The organism is Ruegeria sp. YKSF070 (assembly GCF_059612725.1).
Window position 1 is genome coordinate 137,587 of the sequence record NZ_JBXWRD010000002.1, and the last position, 22,891, is coordinate 160,477.

The 22,891-nt window shown below is 62.9% G+C and carries 23 protein-coding genes; 13 read left to right on the forward strand and 10 right to left on the reverse strand.

Features of this window, described 5'->3' with window-relative positions; genetic code table 11:
* Nucleotides 1-25 precede the first annotated feature (25 nt).
* The 9 genes from AC2FL1_RS01705 to AC2FL1_RS01745 all read left to right on the forward strand — a co-directional run bounded on the left by AC2FL1_RS01705 (nt 26) and on the right by AC2FL1_RS01745 (nt 8,274).
* Entirely contained in the window at nt 26-463 is a 438-nt protein-coding gene (locus AC2FL1_RS01705) for a tellurite resistance TerB family protein (protein ID WP_234144817.1), read from the forward strand.
* Complete coding sequence (locus AC2FL1_RS01710) at nt 460-1,212, forward strand: phosphate/phosphite/phosphonate ABC transporter substrate-binding protein (RefSeq protein ID WP_496875785.1); 753 nt, start codon at nt 460-462, stop codon at nt 1,210-1,212. Before AC2FL1_RS01705 ends, AC2FL1_RS01710 begins: the two co-directional genes overlap by 4 nt.
* Before the next feature lie 109 nt (nt 1,213-1,321).
* On the forward strand, nt 1,322-2,098 hold the full coding sequence (locus AC2FL1_RS01715; RefSeq protein WP_496827912.1) for an ABC transporter ATP-binding protein: 777 nt from the start codon (nt 1,322-1,324) through the stop codon (nt 2,096-2,098).
* Nucleotides 2,099-2,129: 31 nt separating this feature from the next.
* Nucleotides 2,130-2,852: a transporter substrate-binding domain-containing protein gene (locus AC2FL1_RS01720; protein ID WP_496827910.1), complete on the forward strand. Its 723-nt coding sequence runs from the start codon at nt 2,130-2,132 to the stop codon at nt 2,850-2,852.
* A gap of 84 nt (nt 2,853-2,936) precedes the next feature.
* Nucleotides 2,937-3,824: an ABC transporter permease gene (locus AC2FL1_RS01725; RefSeq protein WP_496875786.1), complete on the forward strand. Its 888-nt coding sequence runs from the start codon at nt 2,937-2,939 to the stop codon at nt 3,822-3,824.
* A complete protein-coding gene (locus AC2FL1_RS01730; protein WP_496827906.1) occupies nt 3,821-4,630 on the forward strand; it encodes an ABC transporter permease in 810 nt (269 codons plus the stop codon). Before AC2FL1_RS01725 ends, AC2FL1_RS01730 begins: the two co-directional genes overlap by 4 nt.
* A 201-nt stretch (nt 4,631-4,831) precedes the next feature.
* Nucleotides 4,832-6,172, forward strand: coding sequence for a glutamine synthetase family protein (locus AC2FL1_RS01735; RefSeq protein ID WP_496827904.1), 1,341 nt, complete (start codon nt 4,832-4,834; stop codon nt 6,170-6,172).
* 61 nt (nt 6,173-6,233) lie between these two features.
* Nucleotides 6,234-6,914 carry a type 1 glutamine amidotransferase gene (locus tag AC2FL1_RS01740; protein ID WP_496875787.1) on the forward strand — a complete coding sequence of 227 codons (681 nt, stop codon included), beginning with the start codon at nt 6,234-6,236 and terminating at the stop codon, nt 6,912-6,914.
* Between the two features lies 1 nt (nt 6,915).
* Complete coding sequence (locus tag AC2FL1_RS01745) at nt 6,916-8,274, forward strand: glutamine synthetase family protein (protein WP_496875788.1); 1,359 nt, start codon at nt 6,916-6,918, stop codon at nt 8,272-8,274.
* A gap of 242 nt (nt 8,275-8,516) precedes the next feature.
* Here the strand turns inward: AC2FL1_RS01745 and AC2FL1_RS01750 are convergent, their stop codons facing one another.
* The gene (locus AC2FL1_RS01750) at nt 8,517-10,025 is read right to left on the reverse strand and encodes an amidase family protein (protein ID WP_496875789.1); all 1,509 of its coding nucleotides are present in this window, start codon (nt 10,023-10,025) and stop codon (nt 8,517-8,519) included.
* Between the two features lie 249 nt (nt 10,026-10,274).
* Between AC2FL1_RS01750 and AC2FL1_RS01755 the strand changes: the two genes are divergently transcribed.
* Nucleotides 10,275-11,489 carry a DegT/DnrJ/EryC1/StrS family aminotransferase gene (locus AC2FL1_RS01755; RefSeq protein ID WP_496875790.1) on the forward strand — a complete coding sequence of 405 codons (1,215 nt, stop codon included), beginning with the start codon at nt 10,275-10,277 and terminating at the stop codon, nt 11,487-11,489.
* A 74-nt stretch (nt 11,490-11,563) separates the two neighbouring features.
* The gene (locus AC2FL1_RS01760; RefSeq protein ID WP_496875791.1) at nt 11,564-13,279 is read left to right on the forward strand and encodes an adenylate/guanylate cyclase domain-containing protein; all 1,716 of its coding nucleotides are present in this window, start codon (nt 11,564-11,566) and stop codon (nt 13,277-13,279) included.
* A gap of 38 nt (nt 13,280-13,317) precedes the next feature.
* Here AC2FL1_RS01760 and AC2FL1_RS01765 read toward each other — a convergent pair whose 3' ends face one another.
* The 4 genes from AC2FL1_RS01765 to AC2FL1_RS01780 form a co-directional block, all read right to left on the reverse strand.
* A complete protein-coding gene (locus AC2FL1_RS01765) occupies nt 13,318-14,097 on the reverse strand; it encodes a trypsin-like serine peptidase (protein WP_496875792.1) in 780 nt (259 codons plus the stop codon).
* Nucleotides 14,094-14,651 (reverse strand): polyhydroxyalkanoate synthesis repressor PhaR, encoded by a 558-nt coding sequence (gene phaR / locus AC2FL1_RS01770; protein ID WP_496828107.1) that lies wholly within the window; start codon nt 14,649-14,651, stop codon nt 14,094-14,096. The genes AC2FL1_RS01765 and phaR overlap by 4 nt, the downstream gene beginning before the upstream one ends.
* A gap of 260 nt (nt 14,652-14,911) precedes the next feature.
* Nucleotides 14,912-15,358, reverse strand: a complete 447-nt coding sequence (locus AC2FL1_RS01775) for a phasin family protein (protein ID WP_263826998.1) — start codon at nt 15,356-15,358, stop codon at nt 14,912-14,914.
* A 131-nt stretch (nt 15,359-15,489) separates the two neighbouring features.
* The gene (locus tag AC2FL1_RS01780) at nt 15,490-17,292 is read right to left on the reverse strand and encodes a PHA/PHB synthase family protein (RefSeq protein ID WP_496875793.1); all 1,803 of its coding nucleotides are present in this window, start codon (nt 17,290-17,292) and stop codon (nt 15,490-15,492) included.
* Between the two features lie 111 nt (nt 17,293-17,403).
* Between AC2FL1_RS01780 and phaZ the strand changes: the two genes are divergently transcribed.
* Nucleotides 17,404-18,678: a polyhydroxyalkanoate depolymerase gene (gene phaZ / locus AC2FL1_RS01785; RefSeq protein ID WP_496827889.1), complete on the forward strand. Its 1,275-nt coding sequence runs from the start codon at nt 17,404-17,406 to the stop codon at nt 18,676-18,678.
* 2 nt (nt 18,679-18,680) lie between these two features.
* Complete coding sequence (locus AC2FL1_RS01790; protein WP_496875794.1) at nt 18,681-19,265, forward strand: DUF6151 family protein; 585 nt, start codon at nt 18,681-18,683, stop codon at nt 19,263-19,265.
* Here AC2FL1_RS01790 and AC2FL1_RS01795 read toward each other — a convergent pair.
* From AC2FL1_RS01795 to AC2FL1_RS01815, 5 genes are all read right to left on the reverse strand, one after another.
* The gene (locus AC2FL1_RS01795; RefSeq protein ID WP_496827885.1) at nt 19,256-19,960 is read right to left on the reverse strand and encodes an alpha/beta fold hydrolase; all 705 of its coding nucleotides are present in this window, start codon (nt 19,958-19,960) and stop codon (nt 19,256-19,258) included. The two genes, AC2FL1_RS01790 and AC2FL1_RS01795, sit on opposite strands and share 10 nt — an antisense overlap.
* Nucleotides 19,961-20,032: 72 nt before the next feature.
* Nucleotides 20,033-20,647: a hypothetical protein gene (locus AC2FL1_RS01800; RefSeq protein WP_496875795.1), complete on the reverse strand. Its 615-nt coding sequence runs from the start codon at nt 20,645-20,647 to the stop codon at nt 20,033-20,035.
* A 17-nt stretch (nt 20,648-20,664) separates the two neighbouring features.
* Nucleotides 20,665-21,093 (reverse strand): VOC family protein, encoded by a 429-nt coding sequence (locus AC2FL1_RS01805; protein ID WP_496827881.1) that lies wholly within the window; start codon nt 21,091-21,093, stop codon nt 20,665-20,667.
* Complete coding sequence (locus AC2FL1_RS01810) at nt 21,093-22,085, reverse strand: alpha/beta hydrolase (protein WP_496875796.1); 993 nt, start codon at nt 22,083-22,085, stop codon at nt 21,093-21,095. The genes AC2FL1_RS01805 and AC2FL1_RS01810 overlap by 1 nt, the downstream gene beginning before the upstream one ends.
* Complete coding sequence (locus tag AC2FL1_RS01815) at nt 22,085-22,828, reverse strand: alpha/beta fold hydrolase (protein WP_496875797.1); 744 nt, start codon at nt 22,826-22,828, stop codon at nt 22,085-22,087. The genes AC2FL1_RS01810 and AC2FL1_RS01815 overlap by 1 nt, the downstream gene beginning before the upstream one ends.
* Between the last annotated feature and the right edge of the window lie 63 nt (nt 22,829-22,891).

Sequence of the window (22,891 nt, forward strand, 5' to 3'; positions counted from 1 at the left end):
ACGACCAGACCCGGATGGAGTCGCCATGTTCCGAGAGTTTCTGACCCGGCTGACACAGCCGCAGCCCGCGCCGCTTGACGATGGCGATGCGCGTCTGGCGCTGACAGCGCTCTTGGTGCGGATCGCCCGCGCGGACAATGACTATGCCCAGGCCGAGCGCGACCGGATCGACCGGATCGCAGCTGCCCGCTACGGGCTGAGCCCGTTCGAGGCGGCGCAGCTGCGCGCCCGCGCCGAAGAGCTGGAGGCCGAGGCACCCGACACCGTCCGCTTTACCCGCGCGATCAAGGAGGCCGTCGCCTATGAGGAGCGCCGCGCCGTGGTCGAAGCGTTGTGGTCGGTGGTACTAGCCGATGGAGAACGCGCCCAGGAAGAGGACGCGCTGTTGCGGCTGGTGGCGAACCTGCTGGGCGTCAACGACCGTGACTCGGCCCTGGCACGGCAAAAAGCGGCAAGCCGATGACCGCCATGCTGGGCATGTATGACCTGCCGCCCCTGCGCGCCGCCAATGACCGGTTCTGGGCGCTGATCCGTGCGGAACTGGGATATGGCCCCGAAACGCTCGACCGGACGCGCGATGTCTGGGCGATCTGGCGCGATCCCGAACTGGTGCTGGCACAGACCTGCGGCATGCCCTATCGCACCCGGTTGCATGGCCATGTGCAACTGGTGGGCACGCCCGATTACGGGCTGTCGGGCTGCCCGCCGGGGCATTACCGCTCGGTCTTTGTGGCACGGGTCGACGATACGCGCGACCTGCCCGCGCTGGCAGGTGGCACCTTTGCCTATAACGAGGCGCTGTCGCAGTCGGGCTGGGCGGCGCCGATGACCCATCTGCAAGGGGCCGGGCTGGTCCCTGCCGCGCTGCTGGAAAGCGGCGCGCATGCGGCCTCGGCCGCGGCCGTGGCCGAGGGGCGGGCCGATCTGGCGGCGCTGGATGCGCTGACCTGGACCCTGCTGTGCGAACACACCGATCTGGGTGGGCGGCTGCGCGAGGTGGCCCATACCACGCCCACCCCGGTGCTGCCCTATATCACTGCGCCGGGACGGGATGCCGCCGCTATTGCCGCCGCCGTCCGGACGGCGATTGCGAATCTGGACCCGGCCGATCGTGCGGCACTGCATCTCGAGGGGCTGGTCGACATTCCTGCCTCGGCTTATCTGAGCATCCCCAATCCGCCGGCACCGTCTGCTATTTGTTCCGCAGACTGATCATTTCGTCGGGTTAACCGGTACAAACCGTCGATTTGAACATTGCAATGTGTCGGATTTTCCGACCTAGTACCGCCCTAACACGCAAAACAAGACATCGGGACACCACGTGACAGAGACTGCCCCCGTCATCCAGATCAAGAACCTGCACAAGAGCTTTGGCCAGCTCGAAGTCCTCAAAGGTGTCGATATCACCGCCCATCGCGGTGACGTGGTGTCGTTGATCGGCTCATCGGGATCAGGCAAATCCACGCTGCTCCGTTGCTGCAACCTGCTGGAAGACAGTCAGCAGGGCGAGATCCTGTTCAACGGCGAGCCGGTCCGCTGGACCGGCAGCGGCAGCCACCGCCGCCCCGCCGACGCCAAACAGGTTCTGCGCATCCGCACCAACCTGAGCATGGTGTTCCAGCAGTTCAACCTGTGGGCCCATATGACCATCCTGCAAAACGTGATGGAGGCGCCGATCCACGTGCTGGGCCGCGACCGGGCCGAGGTCGAGGAGAGCGCGCGGCGCTATCTCGACAAGGTGGGGATCGGTGACAAATGCGACAACTATCCGGCCCAGCTGTCGGGCGGCCAGCAGCAGCGCGCCGCCATCGCGCGCGGGCTGTGCATGGAGCCGCAGGCGCTGTTGTTCGACGAGCCGACCTCGGCGCTTGACCCCGAGCTGGAGCAGGAAGTGATCAAGGTGATCCGGGACCTGGCCGCCGAGGGCCGCACCATGATCCTGGTCACCCATGACATGAAGATGGCCGCCGATATCTCGTCCCATGTCATCTTCCTCCACCAGGGGCTGGTCGAGGAAGAGGGGACCGCCGAAGATATCTTTGCAGCGCCGAAATCCGAGCGTTTGCAGGGCTTTCTTTCCGTCACCAAGGCCGCATAATCAAAATACCAACGACAATGGGAGTCTCTCAATGAAGAAACTGATTCTGACCACCGCCGCGCTGGCGCTGACCGCCGGCATGGCCATGGCCGACACCGTGCGCATGGGCACCGAGGGCGCGTATCCTCCGTACAACTTCATCAACGACGCGGGCGAGGTCGACGGGTTCGAGCGTGAACTGGGCGACGAGCTGTGCAAGCGCGCCGGCCTGACCTGCGAGTGGGTCAAGAACGACTGGGATTCGATCATCCCGAACCTGGTGTCGGGCAACTACGACACCATCATCGCCGGCATGTCGATCACCGACGAGCGTGACGAGGTGATCGATTTCACCCAGAACTACATCCCGCCGACCGCCTCGTCCTATGTCGCCGCCGCCGAAGGCGCAGACCTGTCGGGCATCGTCGCGGCCCAGACCGCCACCATCCAGGCCGGATACATCGCCGAAAGCGGTGCGACACTGGTGGAATTCGCCACGCCTGAGGAAACCATCGCCGCCGTCCGCAACGGCGAGGCCGATGCAGTGTTTGCCGACCGGGACTATCTGGTTCCGATCGTCGCGGAATCAGGTGGCGAGCTGATGTTCGTGGGCGATGACGTGCCGCTGGGCGGTGGCGTCGGTATGGGTCTGCGCGAAAGCGACGGCGAGCTGCGCGGCAAGTTCGACGCTGCCATCACCTCGATGAAAGAGGACGGCACGCTGAACACGATGATCAAGAAATGGTTCGGCGAAGACGCCGCCGTTTACGAATAAACCCTGCGGGCGGGCCTGCCGAGCGCGGCAGGCCCGATCCCACGCGGCCACCATTGCCGCGCCCTGCCCCGCAAAGGCCCGCCGATGTTCTCCTACTGCACCGATCCCGATACGCTGGACACGGTCCGCTGGTTCTCCTGCTTTCTGACCAACGGCGTGCACCTGTCCTTCTACATGTCCTTCATCAAGGTTCTGGTCCTTCTGCTGGTCACCGCCCCGGTGGCGCTGGCGGTGGGCTTTGCCGGGGCCATGGCCACGCGCGCCACGCTGCCGCCGCTGCGCTGGCTGGGCGAGGGCTATATCGCGATCATGCGCGGCGTGCCCGACATTGCCTTCTTCCTGTTCTTCGTGATCGCGCTGGATCAGGCGTTCGAATGGACCCGGCACCAGATCCTGTGCCCCGACTGGACCGATCCGATCCGGCAGGGCAACGATTTTCTGGTCTGCCCCGATGCCAAGCTGCCGCTGGGCCGGGCCGCTGAATGGGTGCATCAGACCTATTCCTTCTTCCTGGCCGTGGTGACCTTTGCCATCGTTTTCGGCGCATTTGCGGCCAATGTGTTGCGCGGCGGCATGCGCGCCGTGCCCCATGCCCAGCTTGAAACTGCCGCCGCCTATGGCATGTCCCGGCGCCAGACCTTCTGGCGCATCCTGGTGCCGCAGATGTGGATCTATGCGCTGCCCGGCCTGTCGAACCTGTGGCTGATTCTGATCAAGGCAACGCCGCTGCTGTTCCTGCTGGGGATCGAGGATATCGTCTATTGGGCACGCGAGATCGGCGGTACCAAGACCTCGCAATTCACCGATTACCCGCATGGCGACTGGCGCATGTGGTATTTCCTGTTCCTGCTGGTCTTCTATCTCAGCTTCACCCGCATCTCGGAAATTCTGCTTGAGAGGCTGACCGTGCGACTGAGTCACGGCCAGGCCACCACCGGCGGCGAGGCCCTGCGCAAGGAGGCCGCGGCATGAAATCCTGCATCGACACCATCCAGGACTACGGCCTGCGCTCGATCGGTATCGGAGAGCGGCTGTTGCCACGGTCCGATTTCACGCTTTGCGAACAGTTCACACTGATCGGCTCTGGCATGATCTGGAACATCTATTTCGGCCTGATGGCGCTGGTCACCGGCTATTTCCTGGCTGTCACCCTGGCGCTGGGCAAAAGCGCGTCCAACCCCTGGGCGCGGAAACCGGCGGAATGGTTCATCTTCATCTTCCGCGGCTCGCCCCTCTTCATCCAGTTCTTCTTTGCCTATTTCTTCTTCCTGTCGCTGAAGAAGAGCTATCCGATGTTCGACATGCTGACCTCGGCCTGGGCGGGTGCGCTGATCGTGCTGTTCATGAACACCGCCGCCTATTCGGCCGAGATCTTCTATGGCGCGCTGCGCACGATCCCAAAGGGCGATGTCGAGGCCGCTGACGCCTATGGCATGAGCGGCTGGCCCCGCTTCCGCCGCATCGTCTGGCCCACCATGATGCGGCTGGCCTGGCCCGCATACACGAACGAGGCGATCTTTCTGTTTCACGCCACAACGCTGGTGTTTTTCTCGGCCTTCCCGGCCTGGCAACAGCGCGGCGATGCGCTCTATTACGCCAGCTATTTCGCGGACAAGACGTTCAACCCGTTCGTCCCTTACCCGATTCTCGCCTTTTATTTCATCCTGCTGACCCTGGCGGTTGTGGGCGTGTTCGGCGTGATAAACACGCGGCTGAACCGGCACCTGCCCGCCGAACGCCGGCCCAAGATGCGCCTGCGCCCCAACCTGATGCGGTGACCCTTTCCCGTGGGGGTCGCCGGGCGCTGGTCTGGCTGCTATTCCCAACCTGGCGCCCCGGCTGTCTGGACATGGTTTGATCCATGACCGGTTTGCCCTGACGCGCGGTCGGACAAGACCCCGGAAATATCGCTTGCCAGCCCCCCATGGCTAGTAGTAGAAATTTGATCAAATCTAACAGACATCGCGTGAGAAGGGCCCATGCAAGCCAAAAACTGGCTGCGGAAGAACCCGCAGGTAAGAACAATTCGTGTGGCCGCCGCCGACCTGAACGGCCAGCCGCGCGGCAAGCGCGTGCCCGGGCGTTTTGCTGAAAAGGCGATCGAGGGCGGCACCCGCTTTCCGTTGTCGGTGATGAATCTCGACATCTGGGGCGAGGATATCGAGGACAGCCCGCTGGTGCTGGCCTCGGGTGACCGCGATGGCGTTCTGCAACCGACCGAGCGTGGTTTCATGCCGATGCCGTGGCTGGATACGCCCACCGGCCTGTTGCCGATCTGGATGTTCCACGAGGATGGCCGCCCCTATGAAGGCGATCCGCGCCATGCGCTGAACACCGTGGTCAAACGCTACAAGGCGCGCGGTCTGAAACCGGTGGTCGCGGTCGAACTGGAGTTTTTCCTGATCGACGACAGCGGTCGCCATCTTCAGGTGCCGCAATCGCCGAGGTCCGGCAAGCGTCGCAAGGCGGGCGAGATCCTGTCGCTGCGCGCACTGGACCAGTTTGATCATTTCTTCACCGAGCTTTACGACGCTTGCGAGGTGATGGACATCCCCGCAGATACCGCCATCTCCGAGGCGGGTGTTGGCCAGTTCGAGATCAACCTGATGCATCAGGACGACGCCCTGCGCGCCGCCGACGATGCTTGGTTGTTCAAGATGCTGGTCAAGGGGCTAGCGCGCAAGCATGGCTTTGCCGCCAGCTTCATGGCCAAACCTTACGAGGATTATGCCGGATCGGGCATGCATATGCATTTCTCGGTGCTCGATGACGAGGGTAACAACGTCTTTGACGACGGCACCGAGCGCGGCAGTGATACCATGCTGCATGCGGTGCGCGGCTGTCTGGACGCAATGTCCGGCAGCACGCTGATCTTTGCCCCTCATGACAACAGCTATGCCCGGCTGGTGCCCAATGCCCACGCCCCCACCGGGGTCGCCTGGGCCTATGAAAACCGCACCGCCGCCATCCGCATCCCCTCGGGCAGCCCGGTCGCGCGCCGGATCGAACACCGGGTCGCGGGCGGCGACGTCAATCCCTATCTGATGATCGCCGCGGTTCTGGGCGCCGCCATGAACGGGATCGAGGATGGCCAGATGCCGCCGCAACCGATCTCAGGCAATGCCTACAAGGCGAACCTGGCGCAGATCCCCGACCGTTGGGACACGGCGATCGACGCCTTCGAATCCGACCCAGCCGTCGCGCGGATTTTCGCGCCCGAGCTGATCCGCAACTATGTCATGACCAAGCGGCAGGAATTCCGCTACTTTCAAGAGTTGACCGAGGCGGAAAAAACCGAAGTCTATCTGGACACGGTCTGACCTGATCACGACATGGGCACTGCCGGAGCCCCGATCCGGCAACATTGACGACTGGTGACACATGAAGATCGGAATTCTCCTGACGGGCCACGCCCCGGACACGCTCATCGACGCGACCGGCGACTATGACACGTTCTTTGTCCGCCTGCTGGGCCCGCGGAATTTTGAGTTCGAAACCTATGCGGTGGTGGACGGTCAGTTCCCCAGCGGCGCCGAGGCCGCCGACGGCTGGCTGATCACCGGCTCGCGCCACGGCGTATACGAGGACCACCCCTGGATCCCGCCGCTCGAGGCGCTTATCCGTCAGATCCGCGATCAGGGTCAGCCGCTGATCGGGGTCTGTTTCGGCCACCAGATCATCGCCCAGGCCCTTGGCGGCAAGGTCGAGAAATTCCAGGGCGGTTGGGCCATCGGCCCCACCGAATACGACATGGGCGGCGAGCAGGTGACGGTGAATGCCTGGCACCAGGATCAGGTCGTGGCCCTGCCAGACGGGGCCGAGGTCCTGGCCTCGAACGACTTCTGCCGGAATGCGATGGTGGCCTATGGCGACAATATCTGGACCATCCAGGCGCATCCAGAATACGACAACGAGTTTATCGGCGGGCTGATCCGGACCCGTGGCCGCGGCGTGGTGCCCGACACCGTGCTCGACGATGCGACCACGCGTCTCGACAGCCCGCTCGATAGCCCCGCCATCGGCAAACGCATGGCGGAATTCTACAAGAAAGCGAGGGCCTGACATGGCCGACTGGACAGACAATCTCCCCGATGCCGCCAAGGCATATCTGGAAAACCGCCGCCTGGACGAGGTGGAATGCATCATCTCGGACCTGCCCGGCATTGCCCGCGGCAAGGCGGTTCCGGCAAGCAAGTTTGCGCGGCAGGACTATTTCCACCTGCCCGACAGCATCTTTTACCAGACCATCACCGGTGACTGGGGCGATGCCGCCGGAGACGAGGGCTTTATCGAGCGGGACATGATCCTGCGCCCCGATTACTCGACCGCGACCGCCGCGCCCTGGACCGGCGACTGGACATTGCAGGTGATCCACGACGCCTATGACCGCGACGGCGACCCGATCCCGTTCAGCCCGCGCAACGTGCTGCGCCGGGTGGTCTCGCTCTATCATGCGCAAGGCTGGAAACCGGTCGTGGCGCCCGAGATGGAATTCTATCTGGTGGCCCGCAACCTCGACCCGGCCAAGGAAATCGAGCCGATGATGGGCCGCTCGGGCCGCCCCGCCGCCGCACGGCAGGCCTATTCGATGACGGCGGTCGACGAGTTCGGCCCGGTGATCGACGACATCTATGACTTTGCCGAGGCGCAGGGCTTCGAGATCGACGGCATCACCCAGGAAGGCGGCGCCGGCCAGTTGGAGATCAACCTGCGTCACGGCAGCCCGGTGCGGCTGGCCGACGAGGTGTTCTACTTCAAGCGACTGATCCGCGAGGCGGCGCTGCGCCACAATTGTTTCGCCACCTTCATGGCCAAGCCGATCGAGAACGAGCCGGGCAGCGCCATGCATATCCACCATTCGATCGTCGACATGGAAACCGGCGAGAACATCTTTTCCGGTCCGCAAGGGGGCGAAACCGACGCCTTCTATCACTTCATCGCGGGCCTGCAGAACCACCTGCCCTCGGGCCTGGCGGTGATGGCACCCTATGTGAATTCCTATCGCCGCTATGTTAAGGACCACGCCGCGCCCATCAACCTGGAATGGGGCCGCGACAACCGCACCACCGGCATTCGCGTACCGCTCTCCGGTCCCTCATCGCGGCGGATCGAAAACCGGCTCGCAGGCATGGATTGCAACCCCTATCTGGGCATCGCGGTCTCGCTGGCCTGCGGCTATCTCGGGCTGATGGAAGAGGCGCGCCCGCGCAAGCAATTCAAGGGCGATGCCTATGACGGTGAGGGCGACATCCCGCAGGTGATGGGCGACGCGCTGGACATGTTCGACGAGGCCAAGGCCCTGCACGAGGTGCTCGGCCCCGATTTCGCCCGCGTCTACAGCATCGTGAAACGCGCCGAATACAACGAGTTCCTGCAGGTGATTTCGCCTTGGGAACGCGAACACCTGCTGATGAACGTCTAAGCGGCAGCGATCAGTTCTCGAACGACATGAACCGGCTATGCCCGGGTTTGCCTTTGGCATTCCCGGGCATTTCCGGCAAGGCACCCCGGATCGGGCCGAACTTTTCTTTCTGTGATGGGGAAGGGCTTGCCCTTCCCCTTTTTCGCGATCTCCGCGTATCGCGCTGGTCCGCTCGAGCCCTGAGCGGTCACAGCCTCCTTAGCCTTTCCTTTTTCAGCGCACTTATCGCATTTGAATGGATGCTAGAGGTTGGCCACCGAAACAGGCGCCCAGTCACCCCACCATGGCTTCGCCTGTTCGATCTCAAAGGCCAGGGCGAAAAGCTTGTCCTCCCGACCGGCGGGCGCAACGAAATGGCTGCCGACTGGCAAACCTTCGCGGGTCAGCCCTGCGGGCACAGACATGCCTGGCAATCCAAGCGCGTTCTGAATTGGGGTGTAGGACGTGAACCTCGCAACGCGCGCGAACATCTCCTCGAATGGGACGCTCTCATCGAAAAGCGTGCCGATAGCAGGTGCTGTGCCTGGCGTGACTGGTGACAGGAATACATCGAACTCCGACAGCCATGCATCATATCTGGCGCCCAGCTCAAGCATGTACGAGTTGGCAGCTTCCTGATCTTCCGGAGTGAAGTTGCGCGCGAAGGCGGCCCAGTCGCGGACGAATACGTCAAGCAGTCCGGTTTCTTCCGGAGGTCGGCCCGCCTTCGCCGTCGCAGCGTCGGCGAGGCCAACCATGCGGAACCCGAAGATCTGGTTGAATCGCAGCTCGAACTCGTCGTCCACCGGGCTGTGCGTTTCGATGACGGTATGACCAAGCTGTTCGCAGAGTTCTGCCATCTCTTCGATCAGGCGCTGCACCTCGGGCTCTGGAAAATCACCGTAGTAATTGCGCAGATCGAAACCGATCCTCAGCCGGTCGGTGGACGGCCCCGAGACGAACGGGATCGGTCTGTGCGGCGCGGTCGGTGATCGGTCCTGCCCCAACGCGAATAGCATCGCGCTGTCTCGTACCGAGCGGCTTACGCAGTTGTCAGCGGCATAGGTCGTCTGATCGCTCGACCCCCACAACATACGACGGCGACTTGGCTTCAATCCGAAAACACCGCAACAGGATGCAGGGATCCGGATGGACCCGCCGCCGTCGCTGGCATGAGCGAGCGGGACGATACCTGCCGCGACCGCAGCCGCGGACCCTCCGCTGGAGCCGCCGGAGGAATGGTCGAGGTTCCACGGGTTGCGACACGGCCCAAGCAGTTGACCCTCGGTGACTGGAAGCGCTCCGACCTCTGGCATATTGCTCTTGCCGATCAGGTTCAGCCCGGCGGCCTCTTGGGCCAGCGCCAGCGGCGCGGACCTTGGCCGATAGTTATCACGGTAAGCGCGCGAACCCTGGGTCGTGTATTGCCCTGCAATATCGAGGTTATCCTTCACCACAAACGGAACCCCGGCGAACGGCCCTTGCGGCCGCATGTCCGCGGCCTTGTCTCTCGCCTCGTCATACATCGGGGTCGTGATCGCATTGAGACGCTGGTCAAGCGCCAAGGCGGCTTCGACCGCGGCGTCGCACAGCTCCGAAGGCGTCACCTCTCCGGATTTGACCAGTGCCGCAAGACCGAGACCATCCATGGTCAAAAGAGCGTGCCGAATGTCTGAAACCTGCGCCGAAGATCGCTGGCCAGCAGTTGCGCATACAAGGCTCGCGGTCGTCGAGCCAATGAAATCCCGTCTCGAAAGCATGGTTTCCTCCAAATACTCAACCTGCCGAGCAGATCAACTACAAGTTAAAGTGCCCATTACACTGCTTGGCAATCAACGAGCAGGAAACGCCAGCGATCGGGTTCCCGCAATAGACCATAATGTCCCGCATTGCGGACCAACACGATCTGCGGAACCCATATTTGCCGCGCGGCGGATTTCTGTATGTCCGTTCAGGATTTTCTTGGCTCTGTTACACAACTGATTTACAATTTTGAAAGGTTGAATTCAGGAATCTCAAATATGACACTGCCCCCTAACGTTCACGACGCCGAACCCATCCCCGCCGCCGCGCGCGAGGCTATCGACGCGCTGATGCAATCGGGTGACCTGTTCCGCTACACCGCGCCGCAGGATGCGCCGGTTGCGCTGCTCGAGGCAGAGTTCGCCGAACTTCTGGGGTCGAAATACGCGCTGGCGGTGTCGTCCTGCTCGGCGGCGCTGTTCCTGTCGCTCAAGGCCTTGGGCCTGCCGCGCGATGCGCGGGTGCTGATCCCTGGCTTTACCTTTGCCGCCGTGCCCTCGTCGGTCGTGCATGCCGATTGCGTGCCGGTGCTGTGCGAGGTCGGCGCCAACTATCGCATCGACATGGCCGATTTCGAGGCCAGGCTGGACGGCGTGCAGGCGGTGATCATCAGTCATATGCGCGGCCATACCTCGGATATGGATGCGATCATGGCGCTCTGCGAGGCGCGCGGTATCCCCGTGATCGAGGACGCGGCGCATTCGCTGGGCACCACCTGGCACGGGCGCAATATCGGCACCATCGGCCGGGTCGGCTGTTTCTCGTTCCAATCCTACAAGATGATCAACGCGGGTGAAGGCGGCATCCTGGTCACCGACGACGCCGATCTGGTGGCCCGCGCGGTGATCATGTCGGGTGCCTATGAGCATAACTGGAAGAAGCACAAGGGACCCGAGGGGCAGAATTCGCCGGAACTGGCCGAGGCCTTTGCCCGCTGGCAGAACAAGCTGCCGCTTTACAATCTGCGCCTGTCGAACCTGAGCGCCGCGGTGATCCGCCCGCAAATCCCCGAACTGGCGCGCCGGGTGCGCGACGGGTTGGCCAACCACGACTATGTGGCGGACCGCCTCAACACCTCGCCCTTCATCGACGTCCCCGCCCCGCTTGCTCCGGAACGGCGCGCCCCGGATTCGATCCAGTTCAACCTGATCGGGCTGGACGAGGCCGAAACCCGCGCCTTTGCCGCCGCAGCCGAGCGACGCGGGGTCAAGGTGCAGGTCTTTGGCCTGAGCGAGGACAACGCTCGTGCGTTCTGGAACTGGCAGTTCCTGGGCAATGTGCCCGACCTGCCCCAGACCCGCGCCATGCTGATGCGCGCCTGCGACGTGCGGCTGCCGGTGCGGCTGAGCCGGGCGGAACTGGACGTGATCGCCGATATCCTGCTGGCCGCAATGGCCGAGGTGACCGGCCCTGCCCGCGCCTATGGCACCTGAGGCATAGATTTTCCTAGGAAAATCGCCGCCGTTTTGTTGGAATGGGCTTGCCCGTTCCAACAGAGCAGACCCCGATGACCCGACGCCTGACCGCTATCCTTGCTGCCGATGTCGTCGGGTTTTCCGCGATGATGGGCCGGGACGAGGCCGGCACGCTGGCCCGCCTGATCGACATGCGCAAGACCGTGTTCGACCCGGAAGTAGCGCGCACCGGCGGCCGTATCGTCAAGCTGATGGGCGACGGAGCGCTGGTCGAGTTTTCCAGCGTCGCCAATGCGGTGTCCTGCGCCATCGCGGTGCAGGAACGCCTCGCTCCGGACCCGACGCTGAAGCTGCGGATCGGGGTCAACCTGGGCGATGTGATCCTGCAAGGCTCTGACCTCTACGGTGACGGTGTCAACATCGCCGCCCGGCTGGAGGCGCTGGCCGAACCTGGCGGCCTCTGTATATCCGGCCCCGTCGCCGACAGCCTTGGCAGCCGACTAGATCCACGCTTTGCCGATAGCGGATTGCAGCAACTCAAGAATATCGAAAAGCCGGTGCGGGTACTGCGCTGGTCGCCCGACATGGAACCCGCAGCAGCCCTGGCCGAACCGGGGTTTGACAGGCCGGGCATCGCCGTTCTGGCCTTTGACAACATGTCCACCGAGGCCGAGCAGGAATACTTCTCGGACGGGATCGCCGAGGACATCATCACTGCCTTGTCGCATTTCCGCGAATTCAAGGTCATCGCCCGCAACACTACCTTTACCTACAAGGGCAAAGCCGTTCGCGTCGACCAGGTCTGCAGGGACCTCGGCGTTCGCTATTTGCTCGAAGGCAGCGTCCGCAAGGCCGGCAACAAGGTTCGGGTCACCGCCCAGTTGATCGACGGCGAGACCGGTGCCCATCTCTGGGCAGACCGCTATGACCGCTCTATCGACGACATCTTTGCGGTGCAGGACGAGATCACCCAGGCCATTGTCGAGGCGGTGGCGCCCGAGACAATGAACGCCGAGTTCAAACGCGCCCGCAGCCGGCCCGAAAGCCTGTCCTCCTGGGACAAGGTGTTGCGCGCGCGCTGGCATCTGGGCAAGTTTTCGCAGCCCGACAATGAGGAGGCGCGCGCGCTGCTGAGCCAGATTGTCGCCAACGACCCCAACATGAGCGAAGCGCATGCAGGGATTGCCCTTTGCGACCTGATGGCCATGCTACATGTCTGGCGAACCGACACGGAGGCCGCGATCCAATCGGCAAAGGCTGCGGCGGCAAAGGCGGTCGAACTGGACGACAACAACGCCAATGCCCATGCCATTTTGGGCATGGCCTGTCTCTTTGCCCGTGATTTCGATGAGGGCGAGACACATCTGATGCGCGCAATCCGGCTCAACCCCAACCTGGCGGTTGGATACGGCAATTGCGCCGCGCTTTACGGTGTCTCTGGCCAGTACCCCGAGGCAAAGGCGGCCTATGAAAGGGCCGCCACGCTCAGCCCGCGGGATCCGCTGAAACCTTTCTGGCGGGGCGGGTTCGGCATCGGCGCCTATGTCGCGGCGGATTTTGAGACCTGCCTCCACAACGCGCAGGTCGGCCTGAAAGAGACACCGGCATATGCCTCTCTGATGCGGCAGGAGGCCGCCGCGCTGGCGATGCTGGGACGACAGGAGGAGGCGCTCGCCTCAGTCGGCAGGCTAGTCGAGAAGATGCCCGGACTGACCGTGGCCCGCGTGCGTGCAATAGTACCGGTCCGCCACGAGGCCGATTGGGAACTCTGGCTGGAAGGATTGCGTCGGGCCGGATTGCCGGAGTAGCCCGCATGGCAAGCGGTCTACGCTCTACGTGGGGGCCTTCACTCCCCTGTCAGGTCGAATAGCGCTACCGGCAGGAACAGCGCCGAAACGCCCTCGGATGTGGGCATGACACGGGACAGGATCGCCACCACCCCGGGCTGCTTGGCCGGGCCGATCAGCAGCGGCGCACCGGAATCTCCCCGCATCACCGGACAGAGACCGCGCAGCAGCCCATCTGCCGTCGGGCCTACCGGACACTCCCCCGTCAAGCTCAGCACATGCGGACGTAAACCACTGTATCCGGCAAGAACCCCGGCAGTTCCCGGCCGGGCAACCGGCAGCATGCCGACCGACCGCCCCAGAGGTTGCGCCAGTTCCAGCACCGCCCAATCCAGCGCCGGATCTGTCTGGAACCTGCCGTCTAAACCCTGTTTTGGGTCCAGGCGATAGCGCTGTACCGAGGAGGTCGCGGCGGCCTCGCCCCTCTGGTATCCTGCCACGAATTGCACCGAAACAGCCGACACCCAGCGTTTGCGCGCCTGATTGTAAAGACAATGCGCGGCCGTCAACACCAGCCGATCAGCGACAAGAACACCGGTACAATGCATACGGGTATCGGAACCGGCAAAGTTCACGCGTCCGATGGCACGCCATGGGCGCTCAGCCGCATCCACGATCCGGCGCGCACGGATATCCGCACATCCGGTCTCGGATTGGCTGCCCAAACCGCAGATCCCGTCATATTCTGGTTTCCAGACGCCCTGAGCCTTGCCAGCGCCGACGGGCAGCAGGGCCAACAGCGCCAGCAGCGCCAGCAGCGATAGCCGCCCCTGGATCAACTCAGCTTGGAAAGCTTGCGCTGCAACTCGGCGAGCTGTTTCTTGATGTCGTCCAGGTCTTCGCCCTGTTCGCCCTTGGCGCCATCCCCGTCCTTGCCCGGCGCGCTCCAGGTGTTGCCCAAGCCACCGGTCATGGCGCGGATGAAGGCCTCTTGCTGGGCCTTGAGCGCCTCGAAGCCGGGCATCTGCGCCATCGGGTTCATCGCGTTCATGTTCTCCATCAGCTTGGACTGGCTTTCACGCAGCATGTCGAAGGAGCTTTGCAGGAACTGGGGCATCATTCCGCCGCCTGGCACCATGTAGCTGCGAACGAGGTCATTAAGCACATTGACCGGCAGGACGTTTTCTCCCCGGCTTTCATGCTCGGCAATGATCTGGAGAAGGTATTGCCGGGTCAGGTCATCTCCGGTCTTGAGGTCGACGATCTGAACCTCGCGCCCGGCCCGGATAAAGCCCGCGATATCTTCCAGCGTCACGTAATCGCTGGTCTCGGTATTGTACAAACGTCGGCTTGCATAGCGCTTGATCAGCAGCGGTTTTTCCTGTTCGGCCACGACGTTACTCCCCATCATTGTCGCATTGCAGCGAGCCTATGCGAGCGCAGAACAAAAGAAAAGAGAAACGGCACCGTGCACCGCCGCCACGGGCGGCACCGGAATTTGGCACAAATTCCGGCTCGGAAAATTCAAGTAATTTTCCTGGCCGTTTTCCGGACCGGAAAACAGCGCCCCCGCAAAAAGAAAGGGCAGGTCTTTCGACCTGCCCTGCGGTATCGCACCAAGGGGGAGGAGAGCGGTGCGCCCCGCCTGTCGTCTTACTTCGCGGCTGCGGCCTTCTTGGCGGCTGCGGTCACGTCGTTGGTGGCTTTTTTCACAGCAGCGGTCGCATCTTCGGTGATGTCCTTGCCAGCAGCCATCAGCAGCTCGACGGTGTCCATCTGCACTTTCTTCGCGATCTCGGCGAAAGCGGCCATGTTCTCGGCAGCAACTTCAGCCGATGCGCTGGCGAAATCGGTCATCGCCTTGGCATAGTCTGCCGGCTCTGCCTTTGCTTTCGACATGTCGCTCAGCTTGGCCAGGGTTTCCTTGGTCCACTTGCTGGAGATCTCGGCCGATTTCTCGGCGGCTTCCAGAGCAACGCCCGACAGTTTCTCGTTCAGGGCTGCGGTCGACTTGAACGCGTCTTCCATTGCCTTGGTGTCAACCGGGAATGCACCCATCATGTCTTTCATGACGGCGGAAAAGTCTTGGGTCTTTGCCATTGTCTCAATCCTCTTTGCCGGGTCCGGGCCCACCCCGTTTCCTTCGGCTTGAGAGGAATATGCTTTCTGCGGCGCAGCATTTCAAGGAAAATAATGCTGCGCCGCAGAAAAAGTTTAAGAGTTACGAAAAATCAGGTACTTGCCTTGGCTACCACGTAGGTGCCCGGGGCCGGACACAGGCGGGGATGCTCCGAATCGCCGGTGTCGCGCGCCGGAATTTGCTTGCCCGCGCGCGGTTTCAGCCAGGCCGCCCACATCGGCCACCAGGACCCTTCGTTGAAATCGGCCTCGGCCAGCCACGTGTCCGCATCGGCCTTGAGATCAGGATTGGTGTAATGGCCGTATTTCTTCTTCGAGGGCGGGTTCACGATGCCAGCGATATGGCCGGATTCGGACACCACAAAGGTTTTCGAGCGCGACCCCATCTTCTGCACGCCGCGATAACAGTCCTTCCAGGCGGCGATATGGTCGGTTTCGCAGGTGATCGCCATCAGCGGCACATCCACATCGCGCACATGCAGCGTATGGCCCATCAACTCGAACCCCTCGCCCGCGAATTCATTCCGCTGGCAGAGACTGCGCAGATATTGCACGGCCATCTTGGCCGGCAAGTTGGCGCCATCACCGTTCCAATAGAGCAGATCGAAGGCGGGCGGCGTTTCGCCCAGCATGTAGCTCTGGATCGCGGGTTTGTAGATCAGGTCGTTCGAGCGCAGATAAGAGAAAGTCCGCGCCATGATCCACGAGCGCAGCACGCCCTCGCGGGTGACCTCTTCCTCGATTCCGTCGATGAAATCGTCTTGCAGGAAGGGGGTGAACTCTCCCTGATCCGAGAAATCGGTGAGCGCGGTAAAGAAGGTCGCGGATTTCACTGACTTGTCGCCGGTCTGTTTCATCAGCGACAGCGTCAGGCTCAACGTGGTGCCCGCGATGCAATAGCCCACCGCGTTGACCTGCTTGACCTTGCAGATCTTCTTGACCTCGTCGATGGCGGCCAGGAACCCGTCCTGGATGTAATCCTCCATCCCCACGTCGGCATAGCTGGCATCCGGGTTGATCCAGCTGACCACAAAGATGGTGAACCCCTGCTCTGTCACCCACTTGATGAAGCTGTTCTGCGCCTTCAGATCGAGGATGTAGAACTTGTTGATCCAGGGCGGGAACAGCACGATCGGGGTCTCGTGCACGGTATCCGTGACCGGCTTGTACTGGATCAGTTCCATCATCCGGTTGCGATAGACCACGTCGCCGGGGGTGGTGGCGATATTGCCGCCCACCTGAAACGCCTTTTCATCGGCCAGCTTGACCACCAATTCTCCATTATTGGCCTCGAGATCGGTGATCAGGTTCTCCAAACCCTTGATCAGCGATCGACCCTCGGTTTCGACGGCGCGTTCCAGCGCGTCGGGATTGGTGGCGAGGAAATTGGTGGGCGCCATCATGTCGATGATCTGCTGCGAGAAATACTTGAGCCGCTTGAGGTCCTTGTCCGGCAGGTCATCGACCGAGGCGACCGCCTGGGCCAAGGCGGCGGCGTTGGTTTGATATTGCTGGCGAATGAAGCGGAAATAGGGGTTGTTCTCCCACATGGGGTGCGAGAAGCGGCGGTCCTTGGGGGTCTCTTCATCGTCCTCGACCCCGCCGGTCATCAGCGCCTGCTGCGCCTCGGCGAAATTCATGACCGATTTGCCCCAGAATTCCAGCTGCTGTTCCAGCAGCTTGGCGGGATTCTGCCAGGCCTCGGCCCAATAGGCGGTTGCTGCCTTTGCGAAAAGCTCTTGATTCGGGGCATCCAGTGCCGGGGTATGGGGCTTTTTACCGGCCATGATCTCGACCAGACGCTTCGAGAGTTCCTCGACCTTGGTCATGTTTTCCTTAAGCTGTTCAAATTGTTCGCCGGTCAAATGCGTCGACATATCTTCACTTGTTGTCATTTTAAGGAATCCCCCCTAACCTCGCTGCTATGCAGAATAACGTCGTGCATTGCGGGGGGCAAAGCGACGAATGGTCCGAAATCTCCAGGTGTGGCTTAGGAGGCCCGTTTCATGCGTTACATGATGACCTACGACTGGATGGAAACCGTTCGTAATACCAATCAATGGATGGGGGCGACGGCCAATTCGATGGCTTCCTATCCGCTGTTCTCGATGGTTCCGAACCCTGTCTTCAACTGGATGTCTGCCTGGGGCGAGGTGACCGAGCGCACGTTCCAGCGCATGGTGGTCAAGCCGGACTGGGGCATCCGCACCTTTACCTGCGAGGATGGCAAGGACCATCTGGTCGAGATCAAAACCGTGGTCGAGCGTGACTTTGGCGATCTCATCCACATCAACGTCACCGGGCGCGAGACGCAGCCGCGCAAGGTGCTTTTGGTGGCGCCGATGTCGGGTCACTACGCGACGCTCCTGCGCTCGACCGTCAAGAGCCTGCTGGTCAATTGCGAGGTCTATGTCACCGACTGGCACAACGCCCGTGATATCCCGGTCTCGGCCGGCAAGTTCGATGTCGAGGATTACACGCTCTATCTGGTCGATTTCATGCGCGAACTGGGGCCTGACACCCATGTGATCGCGGTCTGCCAGCCCGCCCCCCTGACACTGGCCGCCACCGCCTATCTGGCCGAGCTTGACCCCAAGGCGCAGCCCAGCACGCTGACCCTGATCGGCGGCCCGGTCGACCCCGACGCCACCCCGACCGAGGTGACCGATTTCGGCCGCCGCGTCACCATGGGCCAGCTGGAACAGTCGATGATCCAGCGCGTCGGTTTCAAATACAAGGGCGTGGGCCGCATGGTCTATCCGGGCCTGCTGCAGCTGGCCTCGTTCATGTCAATGAATGCCGACCGCCACTCCAAGGCGTTCACCGATCAGATCCAGCGGGTCATGCGCGACGAGGCCTCGGACCATGATGCCCATAACCGGTTCTACGACGAATATCTGGCCGTCATGGATATGACTGCCGAATTCTACCTCTCGACCGTCGAGCGGGTGTTCAAAAAACGCGAGATCGCGCGCAACGCATTCATCGTCGATGGTCACAAGGTCGATATCAGCAAGATCACCGATGTCGCCGTGATGACAGTCGAGGGCGCGAATGACGATATCTCGGCCCCTGGCCAGTGCATCGCCGCGCTCGACCTGTGTACCGGACTGGCCGACAGCAAGAAGGCCAATCATCTGGAGCCGGGCGCGGGCCATTACGGCATCTTCGCCGGGCGCAGCTGGCGTGACAACATCCGGCCGCTGGTGATCGACTTCATGAACACCAACAGCCGCAAGGGCAAATCGCTGCGTCCAGCCAACAAGAACAGCGCCGCCTGATCATGGCACGGTCCGGGGCGGCCGAGCTTGCCTTTGCCTGCGGATGCGGGGCGCTGGCGGGACATTTGACTGCCGATGCTGTCCGCACTGGCACCAGGGTCGGGTGCCACTGCCCCGATTGTCGCGCGGCCGAGCTTTACTTCGATCAGCCGGACCCGGCGCCGGGTCCGGTGGATATCTTCCAGACCAGCCCCGACGGTTTCGTGATCGACCGTGGCGCCGAACATCTTGCACTGATGCGCCTGTCGCCCAAGGGCCTGTTCCGTTGGTACGCCAAATGCTGCAACAGCCCACTGGCCACGACGCTCAATTCCGCCAAGAAGCCCTTTGTCGGGGTGAATGTGCGTCGGCTGGCCGATCCCGATGCGTTGGGCCGCACCCGCGCCTATGGCTTTGTGCCGGAGCCCGATGGCAGTCGCAAACACCGCAATATCGCCCCCGCCGTCTATGGACTGCTGACGCGTATGCTGGCAGGGCGGCTATCGGGGCGCTGGCGCAAGACGCCGTTCTTTGACAGCAAAACCGGTGAACCGGTGGCCAAGCCGCATGTGCTGGACAAGGAAACGCGCGCGGCGCTCTATCGCTGAGGCTCGGCCAGCCACTCCTGCAAAGCCTCTGTGACCACCTCTGGCGTCTCAAGCGTGGGCAGGTGACCCGCCTCTTCGATCACCATCAACCGCGCATCGGCGACGAGATCGGCCATGAAACTGTGCCGCTTGACCGGCGTCAGCCGGTCATGGGCACCGCACAGGATCAGGGTCGGCACCCGGATCCGGCGCAATGTTCCCTGCTGGTCGGGGCGTCTCTGAAGCGCTCGCATCTGGCGCACGAACTGGTCCGGCCCGGCCTCAAGCCCCATCTGGCGCACCACCTCCAGAACCGGCATCCGTCCCGGCCCCGGCGCCAGACTGTCGGGGCGCAGCACTTGGCCCAGCGCCTGCTCCAGCTTGCCCACGCGGGCGCTTATGATCAGCGGTTCGCGCGCGGCGGCAATCTGGGGCGTGTCGGTCTGAGCATCGGTGGACATCAGGCACAGACGGCTCACCCGGTCTGGCGCGCGGCGGATCATCTCCATCGCCACGATACCACCCATGCTGAGCCCCGCCAGTGCAAAGCGCGCGGGCAGGTGCGGCAGCAGGTCCTCGACGATCCGGCTGATCTGATCAGCCTGTCCAACCGGGCAGACGGTGACCGGGCGCGAACGCGAGAAAACCGCCAGTTGCGGCGCGAAGAGCCGCGCGTCGCAGCACATGCCGGGCAGGAAAATCAGTGGTTCATCCATGTGTTTCCCTTTCGCACCAGAACCGTCAACCACTGGCAGAATGGGCAGTTTTCGACGACGGAACAAGCCCTCTCAGGGATAGGCGATGCCACGGAAGGGCGGAAAATCGGCATAGCCCGCCTGCCGCGTGTCCAGCGGCACCGGCGGCTCTTCTCCCGCCACCACCAGCCGCCCGCGCGGTGCGATATAGCTGTCGATCCGGCGTAAGGGCACGGGCCGCCACACCAGATTGAAGGCGCAGAGTTTGGGAAAGAACCAGATCTCGGAATAGTCCAGATGATCGTGCATCCACCACGCCAGATCTCGCCAATCGCGCCCCTGCGCATAGCGGTCGGCGAACCAGGGGATCACCACCGAGGCCCCGGCAATCCGATGCTCTCCCCTGCCCCGATCCCAGATGTGACATTCCAGCGGATGATCGTTGCGGGCACAGTTCAGCCGGTTTTCGTTGCCGAACCGGTTGAGTGATGCCGAGCGATAGCCCGAGCGTACCGCGATACGGCCAAACGTCTCCTCCAACGGGTCCAGCAGCGTTTTGCAAAACGCCCGCCCGGTCTCGATCGCCAGATCGGGATCGTCGGGGATGTTCTGCTGTGCATGGTAATTGCCAATCTCGGAATAAAGGAAATCACGCATGAAGAAATGCCGCGACAGGCGCACGCGGCCCAGGGTCTCAAGGCTCCACATGCTGCCCGGGCGGCGCATCAGCCGTACCCGTTCCAGCGAAACTCGCCGTTGGGCCCCAGTGCCGAAAACGGGTTATGGGCGATTTCCCAGATGCTGCCATCCGGCGCGCGGAAATAGCCGTGATAGCCGCCCCAGAATACCTCTGACGCGGGTTTGAGGATCTCGGCTCCCGCCGCCTGTGCGCGTTCCAGCAGCGCCGAGACCGTTTCCCGGTCGGCGCAATTATGGCTCAGCGTCATCGCCCCCTGCCCCAGCGCCGCCACCGGCAGGCCGATATCCGCGGCCAGCGCGCCCAGCGGGTAAAGGCCCAGTACCTGCCCGATCAGGTCGAACGCGATCACCCCGTCGGGTGTCTCGACCCGGCGCCAGCCCAGCGCCTCGTAAAAGGATGCCGCCGCCTCGATATCCTCGGTGCCGACGGTGATCAGGCTCACCCGTTGCTCCATCACTCGATTCCCTGCTCCCGCAACCACGCGAGCATGCCCGCGACCGCGATATCGGTCTGCCCCGGCGACATTATATCGCCCGCGATCACATGAGAGGACGGGTCGTTACCCGGCCCCATTGTAACCGTTTCGATCCCGACCGGGCCGCCCCAACGCCTGGCCACCTCGCCCGTCAGATCGGGGCGCACCACCCTGTCGTCGGGTGAATACCAGAACAGCGCCGGCACCCGGGCCTGTCCAAAATCGAGCGCCACCACCGTCTTGACCAAAGCGGCCATCGGCACCAGCGCCGACCAGCTGTAACGAGTGGTCCAATAGGTGTTTTTCTCCGGATCGGGGCTGCTGGCATCCCGCTCGCCGCCCATGACCGCGGGCAACCAATAGCGCGCGCCCGGCAGGGTCGGAACAAAGGCCAGCGGATCGTTCACCCCGAAATTGGGCGAGACAAGGATCATAGCAGCCACATCGGCCGACAGTTCGGGGTCAAGCGCCGCCGCCGCCGCCAGCGTGCCGCCGGTCGAGGTGGACAGGATGATCACCTTTTCACCAACCGCCCGGCCCGCCGCCAGCGCCTCGGCCGCGTCCCGCATCCAGCCTGATGCACTGCCCTGCTCCATCGCATTGCTGCCGCGCCCATGACCTTGCAACCGGGTAAAGACCAGATTGGCGCCCAGTGCCTGGGCGATGCGGTCGGGAACCGGGCGGATTTCCTCGGAAGTGGCCGAGAACCCGTGCAGGTAGACCAGCGCATAGGGCGTCCGACGCTCATATCCGTCCGGCGCCCAGATTACCCGTTTTTCGACACCCAGCGTGATATCGGCAAAGCGCGACTCGATACTCTCGAAATAGACCTGCACGCCTTCGCCGAACTTGCGCGGGTCGAACCGGGCCTTCAGATCGACGGTTTCATAGGGGCCAAACCACCAGGCCAGCCCCCCCGCCAGTGCAAGAATAGCCAGGGCACGCCCCAGAAACTTTCCAAACCGCCGCATCAGGCCGCGCCCCGAACGTCGATCACCGCATCCTCGATGATCTTCAGACAGGTCTCGTCCGAGAAGCGGTGGTCGGCATCCTTGACCAGCAAAAGGCGCATGTCGGGCCCGGTGGCATGTTGCATAAGCCGCACCGCCGTATCGACCGACACCGCCGTATCGGCGGTGCCTTGTAGGAAACGCACCGGAAACGGCAGATGCAGCGGCGCGCGCAACACCATATGGTTCCGCCCGTCCTCGATCATGCGGCGGGTGACGATATAGGGTTCCATATAGTCCGAGGGTAGCTCCACCCGGCCCTCGGCGGCCAGTTGTGCCTTTTGGCCCGCGTCGAACCCGGCCCACCAGCCGTCTTCGGTGAAATCCGGCGCGGCGGCGATGGTGACCATGCCCGCGATGCGATCTGCCCGCGCCCGCGCCAGCAGCAGCGCCTGCCAGCCGCCCATCGACGAGCCCACCACGATCAGCGGCCCCTTGGTCAGCGCATCCACAACGGCCAGCGTGTCCTGATGCCAATCCCCGATCGCGCCCTCGTCGAATATGCCTGAGCTTTCACCATGTCCCGAGTAATCGAACCGCAGAAACGCATGCCCCCGCCCACGTGCCCAGGCCTCCAGATGCACCGCCTTGGTGCCCTCCATGTCCGACTTCAACCCGCCAAGGAACACGAAGCAGGGGCCGTCGCCCGGGGTGAGATGATAGGCGAGGCTGCGCCCCTGGTCGGTTGTCAGAGTATCGCTCACCGGGCTTTTCCTTTGCTGGTCGTTTTCCCAAGCCTCCATCGCTTTGCAGGCGGGTGCAAGGCT